Origin of the sequence: Sulfitobacter sp. M22 (assembly GCF_021736025.1) — a bacterium.
Taxonomy (GTDB): domain Bacteria; phylum Pseudomonadota; class Alphaproteobacteria; order Rhodobacterales; family Rhodobacteraceae; genus Sulfitobacter; species Sulfitobacter litoralis.
Genome location: NZ_WMEC01000001.1, coordinates 2,680,365 through 2,697,020 on the forward strand (window position 1 = coordinate 2,680,365; position 16,656 = coordinate 2,697,020).

At 60.6% G+C, this 16,656-nt stretch carries 18 protein-coding genes; 7 read left to right on the forward strand and 11 right to left on the reverse strand.

Going from position 1 to position 16,656, the window contains the following annotated elements; genetic code table 11:
- Positions 1-77 precede the first annotated feature (77 nt).
- The 3 genes from GLP52_RS13150 to GLP52_RS13160 all read right to left on the reverse strand — a co-directional run bounded on the left by GLP52_RS13150 (position 78) and on the right by GLP52_RS13160 (position 1,841).
- A complete protein-coding gene (locus GLP52_RS13150) occupies positions 78-752 on the reverse strand; it encodes a winged helix-turn-helix domain-containing protein (protein ID WP_272903368.1) in 675 nt (224 codons plus the stop codon).
- A 1-nt stretch (position 753) separates the two neighbouring features.
- On the reverse strand, positions 754-1,047 hold the full coding sequence (locus tag GLP52_RS13155) for a hypothetical protein (protein WP_093732148.1): 294 nt from the start codon (positions 1,045-1,047) through the stop codon (positions 754-756).
- A 116-nt stretch (positions 1,048-1,163) separates the two neighbouring features.
- A complete protein-coding gene (locus GLP52_RS13160) occupies positions 1,164-1,841 on the reverse strand; it encodes a hypothetical protein (RefSeq protein WP_237271071.1) in 678 nt (225 codons plus the stop codon).
- A gap of 160 nt (positions 1,842-2,001) precedes the next feature.
- Between GLP52_RS13160 and GLP52_RS13165 the strand changes: the two genes are divergently transcribed.
- A complete protein-coding gene (locus GLP52_RS13165) occupies positions 2,002-2,619 on the forward strand; it encodes a ribonuclease HII (RefSeq protein ID WP_237272613.1) in 618 nt (205 codons plus the stop codon).
- A gap of 101 nt (positions 2,620-2,720) precedes the next feature.
- Entirely contained in the window at positions 2,721-3,821 is a 1,101-nt protein-coding gene (locus tag GLP52_RS13170; protein ID WP_093732009.1) for a site-specific DNA-methyltransferase, read from the forward strand.
- Between the two features lie 141 nt (positions 3,822-3,962).
- Here the strand turns inward: GLP52_RS13170 and GLP52_RS13175 are convergent, their stop codons facing one another.
- Together GLP52_RS13175 and GLP52_RS13180 are read right to left on the reverse strand one after the other, a co-directional pair.
- Positions 3,963-5,114: an alkane 1-monooxygenase gene (locus GLP52_RS13175; protein WP_237271072.1), complete on the reverse strand. Its 1,152-nt coding sequence runs from the start codon at positions 5,112-5,114 to the stop codon at positions 3,963-3,965.
- Between the two features lie 78 nt (positions 5,115-5,192).
- Complete coding sequence (locus GLP52_RS13180; RefSeq protein WP_237273567.1) at positions 5,193-6,257, reverse strand: A/G-specific adenine glycosylase; 1,065 nt, start codon at positions 6,255-6,257, stop codon at positions 5,193-5,195.
- 84 nt (positions 6,258-6,341) lie between these two features.
- On the opposite strand from GLP52_RS13180, the gene GLP52_RS13185 reads away from it, so the two are divergent.
- Genes GLP52_RS13185 through GLP52_RS13195 form a run of 3 tightly spaced genes read left to right on the forward strand, consistent with a single transcriptional unit; the run spans position 6,342 to position 8,687 of the window.
- Positions 6,342-6,851 carry a DUF721 domain-containing protein gene (locus GLP52_RS13185; RefSeq protein WP_138924819.1) on the forward strand — a complete coding sequence of 170 codons (510 nt, stop codon included), beginning with the start codon at positions 6,342-6,344 and terminating at the stop codon, positions 6,849-6,851.
- A 13-nt stretch (positions 6,852-6,864) separates the two neighbouring features.
- Positions 6,865-7,575: a DsbA family protein gene (locus tag GLP52_RS13190; RefSeq protein ID WP_237271074.1), complete on the forward strand. Its 711-nt coding sequence runs from the start codon at positions 6,865-6,867 to the stop codon at positions 7,573-7,575.
- Positions 7,575-8,687, forward strand: coding sequence for a CaiB/BaiF CoA transferase family protein (locus tag GLP52_RS13195; RefSeq protein WP_093732004.1), 1,113 nt, complete (start codon positions 7,575-7,577; stop codon positions 8,685-8,687). Before GLP52_RS13190 ends, GLP52_RS13195 begins: the two co-directional genes overlap by 1 nt.
- Before the next feature lie 46 nt (positions 8,688-8,733).
- Here the strand turns inward: GLP52_RS13195 and lpxK are convergent, their stop codons facing one another.
- The 6 genes from lpxK to GLP52_RS13225 all read right to left on the reverse strand — a co-directional run bounded on the left by lpxK (position 8,734) and on the right by GLP52_RS13225 (position 14,994).
- Positions 8,734-9,726 (reverse strand): tetraacyldisaccharide 4'-kinase, encoded by a 993-nt coding sequence (gene lpxK / locus GLP52_RS13200; protein WP_237271075.1) that lies wholly within the window; start codon positions 9,724-9,726, stop codon positions 8,734-8,736.
- Positions 9,723-10,952 carry a 3-deoxy-D-manno-octulosonic acid transferase gene (locus GLP52_RS13205; protein ID WP_237271076.1) on the reverse strand — a complete coding sequence of 410 codons (1,230 nt, stop codon included), beginning with the start codon at positions 10,950-10,952 and terminating at the stop codon, positions 9,723-9,725. Before GLP52_RS13205 ends, lpxK begins: the two co-directional genes overlap by 4 nt.
- Positions 10,953-10,958: 6 nt before the next feature.
- A complete protein-coding gene (locus tag GLP52_RS13210; protein WP_005850395.1) occupies positions 10,959-11,201 on the reverse strand; it encodes a DUF4170 domain-containing protein in 243 nt (80 codons plus the stop codon).
- A 42-nt stretch (positions 11,202-11,243) separates the two neighbouring features.
- The gene (locus GLP52_RS13215) at positions 11,244-12,038 is read right to left on the reverse strand and encodes a 3'(2'),5'-bisphosphate nucleotidase CysQ (protein WP_093732001.1); all 795 of its coding nucleotides are present in this window, start codon (positions 12,036-12,038) and stop codon (positions 11,244-11,246) included.
- Positions 12,025-13,371: a TldD/PmbA family protein gene (locus tag GLP52_RS13220; RefSeq protein ID WP_237271077.1), complete on the reverse strand. Its 1,347-nt coding sequence runs from the start codon at positions 13,369-13,371 to the stop codon at positions 12,025-12,027. The genes GLP52_RS13215 and GLP52_RS13220 overlap by 14 nt, the downstream gene beginning before the upstream one ends.
- A 96-nt stretch (positions 13,372-13,467) precedes the next feature.
- Positions 13,468-14,994 (reverse strand): DUF2125 domain-containing protein, encoded by a 1,527-nt coding sequence (locus GLP52_RS13225; RefSeq protein ID WP_237271078.1) that lies wholly within the window; start codon positions 14,992-14,994, stop codon positions 13,468-13,470.
- 234 nt (positions 14,995-15,228) lie between these two features.
- On the opposite strand from GLP52_RS13225, the gene GLP52_RS13230 reads away from it, so the two are divergent.
- Positions 15,229-15,978: an SDR family oxidoreductase gene (locus GLP52_RS13230; RefSeq protein WP_093731998.1), complete on the forward strand. Its 750-nt coding sequence runs from the start codon at positions 15,229-15,231 to the stop codon at positions 15,976-15,978.
- Positions 15,975-16,610: an enoyl-CoA hydratase/isomerase family protein gene (locus tag GLP52_RS13235; RefSeq protein ID WP_093731997.1), complete on the forward strand. Its 636-nt coding sequence runs from the start codon at positions 15,975-15,977 to the stop codon at positions 16,608-16,610. The genes GLP52_RS13230 and GLP52_RS13235 overlap by 4 nt, the downstream gene beginning before the upstream one ends.
- Positions 16,611-16,656 lie beyond the last annotated feature (46 nt).

Sequence of the window (16,656 nt, forward strand, 5' to 3'; positions counted from 1 at the left end):
GCGAAGTGTCCAGAGGGGGCGCTGCCCCCGTCGCGCGGGCGCGCCTCCCCCGGAGTTTACAGGGCAAAATGAAGGGGTCAGATGACCTTGATCACATCCTTGTCGATGGCCAGCATGTAGCCGCGCCGCGCGATATTCTTGACCAGCAGTTCAGACACGATCTGGTTGCCTAATGTATCGCGCAGACGTTTGATGCGCGTGGCCCCCGCTGCTTCGTCGCAGTCAGCGGCGGTCCGGCCGGAAATGACGCCTTCGATTTCAGAGCCGGACAGGACGTCGTCATCCATACGGGCTTCGGCGAGTACCGACATCGTCTCCATTGCGGCAGCGGTCAGTTTGAAACCGAGGTTATTAAGGTAGACGGTGTTCTCTTCGCGGCTGATCAGCAGAGAGTTCACCTGAATCCCGACCCGTTCGATCTGCGCCATGCGGCGATTGAAGCCCACAAGCATGATCAGAAAAACCAGCGCCGCGACCAGCATTGAGGTGGCAAAGACCAGCAGCACGATGATCACGATCCGGTAGCTCGACAGAGTTTCAGAGAAAGCGGTGCCCGATTGCGCGAGGATTTCAAGCAGCTTGATTTCAGCCTGTGCGGTCAGATCGTCGTTTTCGACAAAGATCCGTTCGACCTGTGCGTTAAAGGCATTGGCGTCGGGCAGCGCCCACAGCAAAAGCCCCGCGCCGATCAGAATGATCGCCACGACGGCCGCGATACCACCGCCGACAAAACGTCCGCCCGTGCGGCGCATCTCAGAAGCGGAGGAAGTTTTTTCCGGCACTCTCTTTCCTTTGGTTAAGCCCATCTTCGCCAAAGACAGAAACAACCGTCAGCAGCGTCCAGCCCTGTGCGGCCAAGCGTTTGGTCAGTTGTGACTGTGCCGTGGCACGGCTGCAGTCACCAGATACTTGCGCCACACCATAATGCAGGCGCAAGGGGTTTTCCTGCTTGGCCTTATAATCGGCAAAACATTCTGCCGCTTGGGCAGAGGGGGCAGACAGGGCGAGCAGCCCCGCCGCGGCCAGGGAAAGGAGGATGTGTTTCATGTATATAAGACTGCGCTTATCCGGGCGGATATTCAATATCCATTGGGGCTGGGGGGCCTTGATATTCGATAACAGCGGGGTGTTATTGCCTGTCTGAAGGGGGTTGCCCATTTTGATCACACGGCCTCGCTCTTGATGGCTTTGCATGGGGTGCTTCCCATGGTGCCCTTAACCGAAAGGATCAGACAATGCGCTTTACATTGCACCATAAATTCATCGCCTCGATTGCAGCGGCAGCTGTCGCAATCACGGCTTTTACCGCCGTTCCCGCCGCCGCGGGTGATCGCAATAGGGATCTGGCAAAGATCGCGGTAGGGGTGCTGGGTGTAGCCATTGTCGGCAAAATCATTCACGACAAGAACAAGCGCGATGACGAACGGGCGCGGCAGGAAGTGTCGAAGCATCGCCACGCGCCAAACACGGTGCACCGGGCCCCACGCCCCCCTCGGGCTGAACACGTACCGGTCTACCGCGCGCCCAAAGCGCAGCGCCATGTAGAGCCGCGCCCGCTGCCAAAGGGGTACAAGCGCCAGCGGTACGACAGGCACGCCAATGCCAAGCTGTTGCCCAAGCAATGTTTCCAAAGTTTCGATACGCGTCGCGGTCAGGTGCTGATGTTCGGCCGCCACTGTCTCGAGAATAATTTCCGTCATGCCGACCGTTTGCCGCAGCAATGTGCGCAGCAAATCCGGACCCATCGCGGCACCCGCTATGGGTATGACGCCCGCTGCCTGCGTGGCGCGGGATACAGTTTGGCGCGCGGTTAATCTCCGCGTGTCAATACCGGAGGGCATCTAGGTGTCCTTCATCGGGGAAGGGAGGAATGTTCGGGCATTCCTCCCTTTCTTATCGTCTGTGGATATCTTTTCCGATTGTGGCACCGCGGTCTTTGCAATGTCACAATTCGCGGTGTCGGGGCTTGAGCTTTGCGGCGGGTTGGGGTTTGCACACCCAATGAAACCAGATTTTGAATTTGAACGGGCCGCCCATGCGCGCGGCTTTCTGCGGGTCGCTGGCGTTGACGAGGTGGGGCGCGGGCCCCTGGCGGGGCCGGTCACGGCCGCTGCCGTCGTGCTGGACCCTGACCGTATCCCCGAGGGGCTGAATGATTCAAAAAAGCTGACCAAACGGGCGCGAGAACGCCTGTATGAAGAGCTTTTGCAGGTCGCGGATGTGAGCATCGCCCATGCCTCAGTCGAGGAAATCGAAGAGCTGAACATCCTGAGGGCGAGCCACCTTGCGATGGTGCGCGCGTTGGAGGGGCTGAAGACGCCGGCGGACTATGCACTGATCGACGGCAATATGATCCCGCGTGATCTGACGGTAGCGGCCGAAACCGTGATCAAGGGAGACGCGAGGTCGCAGTCGATTTCTGCGGCCTCTATTGCGGCTAAAATATGTCGAGATTGTGTCATGTTGTCATTGGCGCAACAGCACCCGGGATATGGTTGGGAAACCAACATGGGATACGGGTCAAAAAAGCACATGGAAGCGTTGCAGGAAATTGGTGTGACCCCACACCATAGACGTTTGTTCAAGCCGGTACACAACATGTTGTATCAAGATAAATAACTAACCACTTGATTCAAAAAAGAAATTGACCATGAATCGTCTGTCAGGGCATCTTGTGGATAACCAAGAGCACACAATGTGCCGGGCAAGAGGCAGCTATTATGAAGACGATGACCAAGGGTGCGGCAGCACTCCCTTTAAACACGATCATTTCTGGCGACTGTATCGAAGCGATGAATGCGCTTCCTGCGGAGTCGGTGGACCTTATCTTTGCAGACCCACCCTACAACCTTCAGTTGCGGGGTGACTTGCATCGTCCCGATAACTCGAAAGTCGATGCCGTAGACGATGCGTGGGACCAGTTTTCCAGCTTTGCCGTCTATGATAAATTTACGCGTGAATGGCTGAAAGCCGCACGTCGATTGCTGAAACCCAATGGCGCGATCTGGGTCATTGGCAGCTACCACAACATTTTCCGCGTCGGTGCCTCATTGCAGGATGCGGGCTTCTGGATCTTGAATGACGTGGTGTGGCGCAAGTCGAACCCGATGCCGAACTTCCGCGGCAAGCGTTTTACCAATGCTCATGAAACCATGATTTGGGCCGGTAAAGATGAGAATTCCAAATACACCTTCAACTATGAGGCGCTGAAGGCGCTGAACGAAGGGATCCAGATGCGCAGCGACTGGGTGCTGCCGATCTGCACCGGCCACGAGCGTCTGAAGGACGAAGCGGGCGACAAGGCGCATCCGACACAAAAGCCCGAAAGCCTTCTGCACCGCATTCTCGTCGGCTCTACCAACCCCGGCGATGTCGTGCTGGACCCGTTCTTTGGTACCGGCACCACAGGCGCTGTTGCCAAGATGCTGGGCCGTGATTTCATCGGGATCGAACGCGAGGAAGCCTACCGCAAGGTCGCTGAAAAGCGGATCAAATCCGTGCGCAAATTCGACAAAGAGGCGTTGCAGACCACCACGTCGAAGCGTGCAGAACCGCGTGTGCCGTTTGGCCAGTTGGTTGAACGTGGCATGCTGCGTCCGGGCGAAGAGCTTTATTCCCTGAACGGCCGTTACTCTGCCAAGGTCCGTGCTGATGGCACGCTGATCGGCAACGAGGTCAAAGGATCGATCCATCAGGTCGGTGCGGCGTATGAGAAAGCGCCAAGCTGCAATGGCTGGACATATTGGTGCTACAAGAAAGACGGCAAACGTGTGCCGATCGATATCTTGCGCCAGCAAATCCGGGCGGAGATGGCCAACTAGGCCTCTCCACCCCCCATTTACACCCTTTATACGAACACCGCCGGTGTCCTTGCCGCCTTATGAGAAGGCGTGCCTATAAGGACACTCACCTTGGCCCCGCCTTTCATTGGCGGGGTCTTTTTCGTTTCAAACCGAGGGGCGTTAGCGCGGATAAGGGGTCTTGCCCGCGTTATAGTCGGCCCATTCCGTAATCTCGGGGTAGTAGGTCCGACGCCATGCACGCACCCGCGGGTTCATTACGCGCCGCCAGATCCAGGGCATCATCGCGGCCATGGTCATAATAGGGTAGCCATAGGGCAGCTGCGGTGCCTGCGCGTCGCCATAGGTTTGCAGTACGGGAAACCGACGGTCCGGTTTATAGTGGTGGTCCGAATGGCGTTGTAGATTGATCAGCAGCCAGTTCGACGCCATATGCGCCGCGTTCCATGAATGGCGCGGCTGGACATGTTCGTATTTGCCCTCGCCCAGATGTTTGCGCGTCAGCCCGTAGTGTTCGATGTAGTTCACCAGTTCGAGCTGCCAGATCGCCACGCCCGCTTGCAGCAGGAACAGGCCCAGCCCGACCCAGCCGCCAAGGACCACGGCGAGGATCAGGCAGCCCGCTTGCAGCGCCCAGTATTTGAAGAATGGGTTGCTCAGGTCGGTCCAGGGTTTGCCCTTGCGTGCCAGCATCGCTTTTTCGGCCTGAAAGCTGGACACCAGCGATTGCCGCAGCACGCGCGGGTAAAAGCGGTGGAACCCTTCGTTATAGCGTGCGGTCACCGGATCCCGCGGGGTGGCGACATAGCGGTGATGTACTAGCAGATGTTCGGACCGGAAGTGCGAATAAAGGACCATCGCCAGCAGGGCATCGGCCCAGAACCGTTCGCGCTTGTTGCGTTGGTGCATCAGCTCGTGGGCATAGTTGATCCCGATGGTGCCGGTCATGACGCCCACCCCGAAGAAGACCGCGGCCTTCTCCCAGCCGGATAGATGCGCGGCCTGCGGCACGTACCAGAGCAATCCGAACAGCGTGAGAAACTGTACAGGCATCCACGCGGTTGTAATCATGCGGTACCAGAACAGATCGTCATCGGACGCGTCCGGATCGGCGTTATCAAAGTTCAGCCCCGCAATCGCGTCGATGATCGAAAACAGGTACCATGTGACCACCGGCATCAGGATCACAGTCCACCCGCCAACAGTGGCAGATATCCAGACCAGCGGGATCAACCCGAATGACAGGGCAAAAGGCAGCGCACGCCGGAATTGCGACAGTTGATGGGTGCTTACGTTTGTTGTGGGCGAGGTCATGCTGCACGGCCTTTTGAGGGTGTCTGGCCCCGATGGACGGGCACAAGTTTGGCTGCGATAAACTATGACGCGCAGCCGCTACCGTAGCAAGTCGTAGGCTTTGCGCATCACCGTGGGCAGATCCGAGGGGCGGAAGTCGTCCGGCGCCACAAAATGCCCGCGCTCCGGATCCACCTCGGACGGTAGGGGCGCATGCATGACGGTCAGCATCAGGTGGAAATGAGTAAAGGTATGGCGCACCTCGCCCGCGAGCGGCTGCCAGTCGGCGAAAGCAGGCGGCGTGCCGGTCGGGCGCGGGGTGTCGGCGTTGATCCAGTCGGTGCCGGGCCAACCGAGCATACCGCCCAGCAATCCTTTGTCCGGGCGCGTCTCAAGCAGCCATGCCCCGTCCGCCCGCTGCCCCAGATAAACGGTACCATGCCGGATCGGTTTCGGCTTTTTCGGGGTCTTCTTTGGCAGCGCGGCTGCGGTGCCGTTGCGGCGGGCAAGGCAGGGATCGCGCCACGGGCAAATGCCGCAGGCGGGGGATTTCGGCGTGCAGATCGTGGCCCCCAGATCCATCACCGCCTGGGCGTAATCTCCGGGGCGGATGGCTGGGGTCAGCGCCTCTGCACGTGCCATGAGTTCGGGCTTGGCGGCGGGCAGTGGCGTGTGAATGTCATAAAGCCGCGCCATCACCCGTTCGACATTGCCATCCAGCACCGTGAACGGCAGATCAAACGCGATAGAGGATACGGCCGCAGCGGTATAGGGCCCAATCCCTGGTAGCTGTAGCAGGGCGGCGTGATCGGCGGGGAACTGGCCGTCATGCTCGGCCACCACGGCGCGGGCGCATTTCAGCAGGTTGCGGGCGCGGGCGTAATACCCCAAGCCAGCCCATTCCCCCATCACATCGGCATCCGCCGCCGCCGCTAGATCAACCACAGTAGGCCAGCGTGCCGTAAACCGTTGGAAATAGTCGCGCACCGTCGCAACCGTGGTTTGCTGCAACATCACCTCGCTCAGCCAGATACGATAGGGATCGGGGCGCACGCCGGCCGCACGGTCCGCCGGAGGTGTCCGCCACGGCATCGCACGGGCATGTACATCGTACCACTCCAGAAGGATCAGCGGCAGGTCGCCGGATGGGTCGGTGTCACGCAATGTTTATAACCTTTTGGCTTGGGTATGGCTGGTGATACGAGGCGGGATCGCTATGTTGTGGCTAGTCATTCGGGAAAGATAGTCATGCCGCCACGGCGTACCAGTACAAAAGGGTTCAAAAGGACCGATAGCCTGCTTTCGGCCAAGATCCGTCAGGCGAGCGAAACCCGTGGTTTTGCCCAGTCCCGCCTGCTGACCCAATGGGCCGAGATCGTGGGCCAAGACACCGCGGCCATTTCGCGCCCCGTTGAGGTAAGCTATGGCCGGGGCGGCATGGGGGCGACGTTGACCTTGCTGACGACAGGGGCGAATGCGCCGATGCTGGAAATGCAAAAAGAACAACTGCGCGCCAAGGTAAACGCCATCTACGGCTTTAACGCGATTGCGCGTGTGCGGGTGACACAGACCGCCGCCACCGGCTTTGCCGAAGGGCAGGTCGCCTTTGCACCGCAACCCAAGACCCATCCCGAACCGCCGAACGATCCCGTCTTGCATCAGCGCGCTGTCGAAACCGTCGGCCCTGTCGCGAACGACGCCCTGCGCGATGCACTTGCACGTCTGGGCGAGAACATATTGAACAAGACCAAACGCTGAAAAAGGAAATCACATGAAACCGACATTCCCCATCCTTGCCGCTGTTGCCGTGGCCGCCGCAGGTGGCTGGTACGCATTCAGCGGTACGAATGCCGTGGATAGCACGCAGATCACCCCTCTGGTCAGCGCAGCCAACGCACAAACAGCAAGCGCGGACAAAGCAGACACCGCTTCGTCCGAAACGACTGCCGAAACCGCTGCTATTGAGGACATGACACTGGGTAATCCCGATTCAGCTGTTCAGATCATCGAATACGCCTCCTACACCTGCCCGCACTGCGCCGCCTTTGACCAAGGCCCGTTCCAGCAGCTCAAGGCGGATTACATCGACAACGACAAAATCGGCTTTACCTACCGCGAGGTTTATTTTGACCGCTACGGTCTTTGGGCCTCGATGGTGTCGCGCTGCGGGGGCGAGGACAAGTTCTTTGGCATCACCGACATGATCTATGCCGGCCAGTCCGAATGGGTCCGCGCCGGAGAGCCCACAGCTATCGTCGAAGAGCTGCGCAAGATCGGCCGCCTTGCCGGCTTGGACAACGAAGAACTGGATGCCTGCCTTCAGGACGGTGAAAAAGCACAGTCGCTGGTCGCATGGTGGGAAGAAAACCAGAAGGCGGATGACATCAACAGCACGCCAAGCTTCATCATCAACGGCAAGAAATACTCCAACATGCCCTATGCCGAGATGAAAGAGATCATCGACGCAGCGCTGGAAGAATAATGGCGGCCCCGCTGGCAGGGCTCAAGGTTATTGAGCTGGCACGTATTCTGGCAGGCCCTTGGGCCGGTCAGACGCTTTCGGATCTCGGCTGCGAGGTCATCAAAGTTGAGAGCCCGGCGGGCGACGACACCCGCCAGTGGGGGCCTCCGTTCATTGAACGCGACGAGGATAAATCTGCCTCGTATTTTCATTCGGCCAATCGGGGCAAAGCGTCGGTTGTGGTCGATCTGACCACTGATGAAGGTCAGGCCAAGATGAAAGAGCTTTTGGCCGATGCCGATATCCTGATCGAGAATTTCAAAACCGGTGGGCTTGCGAAATACGGGATGGATTATGCCAGCTTGTCCAAGCAGTTCCCAAAGCTGATCTATTGTTCGATTACCGGTTTCGGTCAGGACGGGCCCTATGCGCATCGCGCGGGCTATGATTTCATCATCCAAGGCATGTCCGGCCTGATGTCGATTACCGGTGAACCCGACCGCCAGCCCCAGAAACACGGGATGGCGATCACGGATATCTTTACCGGTATCTATGCCACCACGGCCATTCTTGCAGCGGTGCACCAGCGTGGCCAGACCGGTGTGGGCCAGCATATTGATATGGCGTTGCTGGATTGTGCTGTTGCGGTCACGGGCAATCAGGCGATGAACTATCTGACAACGGGCAATGCGCCCACGCGGATGGGCAATGCGCACCCGAACCTGACCCCCTACGAGGTGTTCGAATCCTCTGACGGGCATCTGATCATTGCCACGGGCAATGACGGGCAGTTCCAACGGCTGTGCCGGATGTTGGGGCTGGATGACATGGCAACCTCGGCTGACTATGCCAAGAATGCCGACCGCGTCGCCAACCGCCCCGAGATGATCCGCCGTTTGACAGGGGCCACCAGTCAGCGCACCCGTGACGATCTGCTCGCCGCCTGCGAGGCAGAGGGCGTGCCGGCAGGGCCGATCAACGATATGGCCGATATGTTCGAAGACCCCCAAGTCATCGCGCGTGGCTTGAAGGTCGAACTGGACGGGGTGCCGGGCATCCGGTCGCCGTTCAAATTTTCGGGCGCCGAGCTGGCTTTGCATCGTGCAGCGCCAAAGCTGGGTCAGGACGACTAGGTCACACGCAAATCGCAGCCGGAGCCTGGTTGCAGGGTCCGGCGTGCTATTTGGGTTTCGACAGTTGGTCTAACGCCCCAAATAGCGCGTTTTCAGGATCGAACTTCAGACGCACTGGCAGGGTTATCACCTTCATTCTGAAAGACGCGGGCAGACGCACCGCGTCTTTTTCCGTTGTGACCAGCTGTGCCCCCCGCAAGGCAGCGTCAGCCTCAAGCCGTCCCATCAAGGCGGGGTTCAGCGGCTGGTGATCCTCCAGCGCTTCGGCGTGGACAATCTCGGCCCCGAGATCGCGCAGGGTGGCAAAGAATTTCTCGGGGTGGCCGATCCCTGCAAATGCCAGCGCCCGCGTGTCGGACCAATCCATCCCCGTTTGTAGCGGGGCGAGTTCGGCACGGACATGCGGCAATTCTTGGGGCAGCCCTGTGGTATCGAATTGCGCCTGATCTTGCGCATTGCCGATGGACAGTATGATATCCGCACGGGCCAGACCCGTAGCGACGGGTTCGCGCAAGGGGCCTGCCGGCAGACACAGCCCGTTGCCAAACCCCTTGGCCGCATCCACCACCACGATCGACAGGTCCTGATGCAGCGCGGGGTTCTGAAATCCGTCGTCCATCACAATCACTGACGCCCCCGCATCCGCAGCAGCCTGTGCGCCCGCGGCGCGATCTTGCGCGACCCAGACATCAGCAAAAGCAGCCAGCAGCAGCGGTTCATCCCCCACCTGCGCGGCACTGTGGCGCGAGGGGTCCACCTGCACCGGTCCTTTTAGCGTGCCACCATACCCGCGCGAAACCACATGGGGCGTGTGATACGTGTCACGCAGATGTTCGACGACGGCCATGACTGTTGGTGTCTTGCCCGTGCCGCCAGCATTGATATTGCCGACGCAGACCACCGGAATATCCAGACGCAACGGTGTGCCTGCCGCCAGCCGTCGTGCAGTGGCCCTGGCGTAAAGCGCGCCCAAGGGGTGCAGCAGGCGTGCGCGCCAATCGGGTGTCGGGCGGTGCCAAAAGGCGGGGGCGCGTTTCATGGCTTGGCCTCTCGCTGATCAAGCGTTTCTTGCACAAGGTCGATCACCCTGTCGGTAACGGCGGCACCACGGCTGATGACATCCCACCCCGCCTGCGCCATCGTAGCGGCCTGATCCGGCGCGATCAGACGGGTCACGGCGGTGCCAAGGGCCGTTGCGTCATTCACGATACGCGCGGCACCTTCGGCAGCGAGACGGGTATAAAGCGGCAGATAACGCCGGACCTTGGGCCCGTAAAGCACAGCCGATCCTAATGCGGCGGCCTCGAACGGATCACAGCCGCCGCTGCCGTTGATCAAGGAATTCCCCAGAAAGGACACAGGCGCCAGCCGGTAGAACAGCCCGATCTCTGCCGGATCATCGGCGATCATCACTTGGGTCGAGGCGTCGGGATAGCCCGCATCACCCCATCGCAGCACGCGAAAGTTCTGATCGTCCATGCGCTGCGCGAAAGCATCGGCCTGTTTGGGGTCGGCGGGCGCGAGGATCAGCAGCAAGCGGTGCGACAAACGCAGACCCTGACGGTGCGCAGTGAGCACCGTGTTCAGCTCTCCTTCGAGCACCTGATTAGCAAACCAGATCGGGCGCCCAACAGCCGCTGCCGACAAATCCGCGAGATCAGAGTCCATACAGGGCAGCACACGTCCGCCGGCTTGCAGTGCGGGGGTCCGCTCTATGTCTTTGCGGGCCAGTCCCAGCCGGACCAGCCGCTGCAGCCCCGCGTCCGATCGCGTCATGATGGCCGAGAAATGCATCAGCAGATCGCGGGTCAGATCGCGCAGCCAACGGTCGCGCCGTCCGTCAAAGCCGTCGCTGTCGGCGTCGATCAGGAACATCGGACAGGCATGTGTGGTCATCTCTGCGATCATATTCGGCTGCAGACGCCCCCACGCCCAGACACAGGCATCGGGCTGCCAGTAATCGATAAAGGTCTTGGCGAGCGCCGGGTGGTCTTCGGGCAGGGTATCGATCAGCACGTCTGCCTCGCTACACGGCTGCAGGTCCACCGGCGTCGAGGCTTGGGGGACGGTGATCAGAACACTCAGCCCCGGACGGCTACGGCAAAGCCGTATGGCGAGGTCTTGTATCGCGAACAAGCTGCCGGGTTCGGGCGCGTGGCACCAGACAAGTTCGCCTTCGGGGCGCTTGGCCACGGGGGTGAATGGCGGCACGCCCCCGCGACCGGTAAAGGCGCGATAGGCTGACAGCCCGAGCGACCGCGCCATCAGAGTTTACCCCAGTTCTTCGGTAGAGGACGCTGCAGCTTCTTCGTCGCGCAGACGGTGCAGATGCGCGATAAAGTACCGCATATGCGCGTTATCGACCGTGCGCTGTGCTTCATTTTTCCAAGCGTCATAGGCGCTGGCATAGTTCGGGAAGATCCCAACGACGTGGATGTCATCGACGTTCTTGAACGCGGTGCCGGTGGGCGAAATCAATTCACCCCCGAAAACGAGGTGCAGGCGTTGGGTCATATCGCGATCCTTTGTTTTCAAACAGATGGCCTTGGGCGCAATCTACGGGGTGGCTTGGGTCTGGGCAAGGCCGCTTAGCAGCGCCGCATGGACGGCACCGCCCCCCGCGACCACACCGTTCAGACGCGGATCGGGGTTGTTGAACCGCAGCGGCTGCCCCGTGCGGTCAGTGCACTGCCCGCCTGCTTCGGTGACAATCAGCGCGCCCGCGGCGATGTCCCATTCCCAGCTTTTGCGCAGCGTGACCATGCCATCAAACCGGCCCTGTCCCACCAGCCCCAGCCGATAGGCCAGCGAGGGACGGTGCGCGCGTTTAAAGCCGGGGTCGCCCTTGGCCCAATGCTGCATTTCCATCACCGGTTTGGTTGCCAGCACGGTGGCCTCGGACAAGGTGGCGATGTCGGAGACGGCAATCGGTTGGCCGTTCAGCGTCGCGCCACGCCCCGTAGCCGCCGCATAGAGCCGGTCCAGCATGGGCAAAAACACCACAGCTGCCGTGATCTTCCCGTTCCGCGAGATGGCAAGTGAATGGGACCATGTGTCGGACCCTTCGATAAAGCTGCGCGTGCCATCAATGGGATCAATGATAAAGAGATCGCGCTGCCCCAGGCGCTGCGGGCCATCGTCGCTTTCTTCGGACAGCCAGCCATAATCCGGACGGGCCTTTGTCAGCGTCTGGTGCAACATCGCATTGACTGCAAGGTCCGCCTCGGTCACGGGGCCGGCCTCGTCGGGCTTGTCCCAACGCTGCGCGGTTTTGCCGCTGAAAGAGGTCGCAATCTCGCCGGATCGGTGCGCGGCCTCTATCAGGAGGGAGAGGTCATTAAGCGCCGGCAAGGGTCATTCCCGAGACAAGCAAGGACGGCACGACGCGGCTCAGATGTGCGCGCGCATCATTGGCCGGCACGATCGATTGCAACATGTCACGCAAGTTGCCCGCGATGGTGCATTCGTTGATCGCATGGGTGATCTCGCCATTCTCGATCCACAGGCCAGACGCCCCACGTGAATAGTCGCCTGTATTTGGATTGATCGTAGAGCCGATCATCGAGGTCACAAGTAGGCCGGTGCCCATATCGCGGATCAGGTCAGCACGGGTGGCGTCGCCTTGGGACAGCGCGATGTTCCAAGTGGCCGGACCGGGGTTCGATCCGGTGCCGCGTGCCGCGTTGCCAGTCGGGGTCAGCCCCAGCTTGCGGGCCGTCGCGAGATCAAGGGTCCAGCCCTGCAATATCCCGTCTTCAACGATGGTACGGCGCGATGTGGGAAGGCCTTCGCCATCAAAGGGGCGCGAGCCTGCGACGCGGGGGCGAAAGGGGTCTTCGATCAGGGACAGGCCTTTGGGCAGAACCTGTTCGCCCATAGCGCTGCGCAGCCATGATGCGCCACGCGCGATCGCGCTGCCGCTGATGGCCGACAGCAGGTGCCCGATCAGGGCAGAGGAAATGCGTTCGTCAAACAGTACCGGATAGGCCCCCGTGGGCGGCTTGCGTGCGCCCATGCGTTCAAGAACGCGTTCGCCTGCCTTTGTGCCGATGTCTTCGGGGCTGCGCAGATCGGTCTGGAAAATGCGGCTGTCGCCGTCATAGTCCCGCTCCATCCCCGTGCCCGTTCCGGCGATTGCAACACAAGACAGCCCGCGATCGGTACGGCGGTATCCGCCCTCGAACCCGTTGCTGGCGGCCATGAATACCTGCTGCGCCCCATATCCCGCACCGGCAGATTGGACTTGGCTGACGCCTTTGACGGCCAACCCTGCGGCTTCGGCGCGGGCAGCGTCATCTTGGAGCGCTTCGGGCGCGGGCTCGGGTGCGGGGTCGTAAAGCTCAAGCGCTTCGATATCCCAATCCGTCGCCAGCTGGTCGGGGTCGGCAAGCCCGATATAGGGGTCTTCGGGCGCTTCTTTCGCCATCGCCACCGCACGGATCGCCATTTCCTCGATTGTGCGGTCCGACGTGTCAGACGCAGACACATTGGCTGACCGTTGCCCGACAAAGACGCGCAGCCCGATATCCACGCCCTCGGCGCGTTCAGCCTGTTCCAGCATCCCGCCGCGCACATCGACGTTTACCGACGTCCCGCGCACGGCCATCGCATCGGCGCTGTCTGCACCTGCGCGGCTGGCGGCATGGAGCAAAGACTTGGTCAGCGCCTCAATGGATTGCGACATGGGGGAATACTCCTTGGGTGGGTGAAAAGACTGCTAGCGTCCCTGTCGCACCTGCGCAAGGGACGCCCGTCCGTGAAAGGATGCGGCTGCAGGGCCTTATTTGATCCGCTGGCCGTTCGCGAGAATCTGCCCGTCGCGGGTGAATTCAAGTTTGGATTTCAATGTATCCTCGCCCTCGGCAGGGACGGCGAACATGCCCATCATCATCCGGGCCCCCATCGCCATCTGCGCGGGCAGCAACCCCGAAGATACGAGTGTATCCATCAAGGTGTTGCCACCCACCAGTTTAAGATCAACTGCGCCCGACGGCTTGAGCGTTGTGGGGTCGTTTTCGTCGTGGTCAAAGGTTGCCGCACCATTGCCCGTCAACTTGGCCCCCAATGCCTCCACGATCAATGCATTCAGGTTCACGCTATCCAACTGGGCAGGAACGTTTCCGGTTTCTGCCATCTTGGCCGCGGCCTCGGGGTCAAAGTAATCCATCAACAGGCGTGCCTTGCCCGAGACATCCAGCGACAGGTTCGCAGGATCACGGGGCAGGGTGCCTTGGGGGTTGATCATGCCCCAGACCATATCCGACATGGTGAACCCTTCGAGGTTCAACCCAAGCGCCACGTCCTGCGCGTCATCCGTCTTCAGCACCGGCGCGCTGAGATTGAACGCCGCATTGTCGAGGCCGAAGGACAGCAGGAACGGGAACTGCTGCGGCTGCACAGACAGGGCCATCCCCTGACGCGAACCGGCATAGCTCATCCCGTCGGCGCTGGTTTCAACCGTCAAGCGGCCGCCTTCAGACGCGACTGCGGCGGACATATTGCCGTTCTCGGGGTCTTCGATGTCCACCGTCAGCGTGCTGTTGCCGCTTGCGAGCGTGCCTGCGCCGGTCATGCCAGACCGCAGCATCGCTGCCATATCGCTGGCCCGTGCCACACCCAGCGGCAACCGCCCGTCGCCGTCAAAGGTCATATTGGCCGACGTGCCGTTGAGCGTTGCGATGGCGGGCTCTTCGGGGTCTTTGAACCGCATATCAAAGGTCATCGACGCGACGGAGCCGTCTTGCGCATAGGCGCGCATGTCCGTCAGTACCGATTTCGACAGATATTCGACGTCATTGAGCACCACGTTCAACGCCGTATTATCGGGGCCAAAGGTTTCATCCCCCACTGTCATCTGATCAAGCGACAGGCCCAGCAGACCCGCGGCATAGGCGCTGCTCAGGTCTGTCGGTGTGCCGCTGACGCGCATGTCATGGCCTGTCTGGTTCACGGTCACTGCGGCGCGGACGCGGTCTTCGTCGGGGTCGGCCGGGGTGATCTCAAGCACCAGCGGCATCGCTTCGGGCATCACAACTGACACTGTCCCATCGTCGTTCTGCACCAGGCTCAACTGTTCAAGCGACATCGAGATTTGGGCTAGGTCAGGTTCGCTTGATAGGTCAAAGCGGACATTGCTTACCGCAAGCGTGTCACCGGTCGCCTTTTCGGTCGCGGTCAGGGTGTAGCCCATGCTTTGCATATGATCCTGCCAGTCGCGCCACACATCCTGCGGGGTGACATCTGCCAAAGCGCTGGATGATGTGAAAAGAACTGAAAGGGCGGCACTGCCAAAGAGGGGGCGGATCATGAAAAATTCCTTTATCGCAAATCGCGGGCGGCCATCCGGTGATAGCGCGGTTGCGCTAAAGGTAATCGCCCGATGCCAGCTTACAAGGCAATGCCGCTCGCGCCAATCTGCGATCTTCCGCCCGAGTGGGCGCTTTTGATTGGCGCTGGTCGATGTTGTTGCTAACGATGTCACCAAGCGCCGAAGGCGGTGGCCTCCGGACGGGGGTATACTGAAGACAAAGGAAATTATACGATGGATATGACTGGCAAAACCGTGATGATCACCGGCGCAAGCCGCGGGATCGGTGCCGAAGCAGCGCGGGTTTTCGCCTCCGCCGGGGCGAACGTTGTGTTGATGGCGCGGTCGCAAGATGCGATTGCTGATCTGGCTGGGGAAATCGGCAAGCAGGCCATCGCGATCCCGTGCAACGTGGCCCGTTTCGGCGAGATGTCCTCGGCTGTGGAAACCGCGCTTGGGGCCTTTGGCAGCGTTGATGTGCTGATCAACAACGCCGGCGTGATCGAACCGATCTCGCATCTTGCCGCGTCGGACCCGGACGAGTGGTCTCAGGTCATCGATATCAACCTCAAGGGCGTCTACAACGGGATGCGCGCTGTGCTGCCGGTGATGAAAAACGCAGGCGGTGGGTCAATCCTGACGATTAGCTCGGGTGCCGCGCATCACGCCATCGAAGCCTGGAGCCATTATTGCGCGTCCAAAGCGGCAGTGAATATGATGGGGCGGTCGATCCATCTGGAAGAAGCCGCAAACGGCATTCGCGCCATCGGCCTGTCGCCGGGCACCGTGGCGACCCAGATGCAACGCGAGATCAAAGCAAGCGGCGTGAACCCCGTAAGCGAGCTGGCATGGGAAGATCACATCCCCGCCGATTGGCCCGCGCGTGCGTTGCTGTGGATGTGCAGCGCCGACGCCGACACATACTGCGGCGAGGAAATCTCGCTGCGCGACGAAGGCATCCGCAAAACGATTGGTCTGGTATGATTGATTTCGACCGCGAAGGGTCCGTCTGGGTTGCGACGATCAACCGGCCGGACAAAGCCAATTCCCTGACCCATGATATGCTGGTTGCGCTGGCCGAGTTCATGGAGGACGCCCAAGCCGCGCGTGCCGTGATCCTGACCGGTCATGGCAAGGTGTTCAGCGCAGGGGCCGATCTGGACGAAGCCCGCGCAGGGCTGGCCGTTTCCGACATCTGGGAGCGGCTGTCCGGTGCAATTGCCGCGTTGCCGGGGTTGAGCATCTGCGCGATGAACGGGACGCTGGCCGGCGGCGCAATGGGGATGGCGCTGGCGTGCGATCTGCGGATCTGCGTCCCGAGTGCCAAGTTCTTTTATCCGGTGATGAAACTGGGGTTCTTGCCACAACCCAGTGATCCTGCACGGATGGCGGCGCTGATTGGCCCGTCGCGGAGCAAGCTCATTCTGATGGGCGGCCAGAAAATCACCGCTGACGAAGCGCTGAATTTCGGTTTGGTAGATCGCATTGTCGCCGATGATGCGTTGATGGAAAGCGCGCGTTCTATCGTGTCCGACACGATTGCCGCTGCGCCTGATATCGCGAGCGGCATAAAATCGATGTGTGCGGCGTCAGCGAGCCCAGCCGAGGTTTTATAGCAGCCGAGCCTAGATAAACGGCACGAAGGGTACGCCGCAGCCTGCA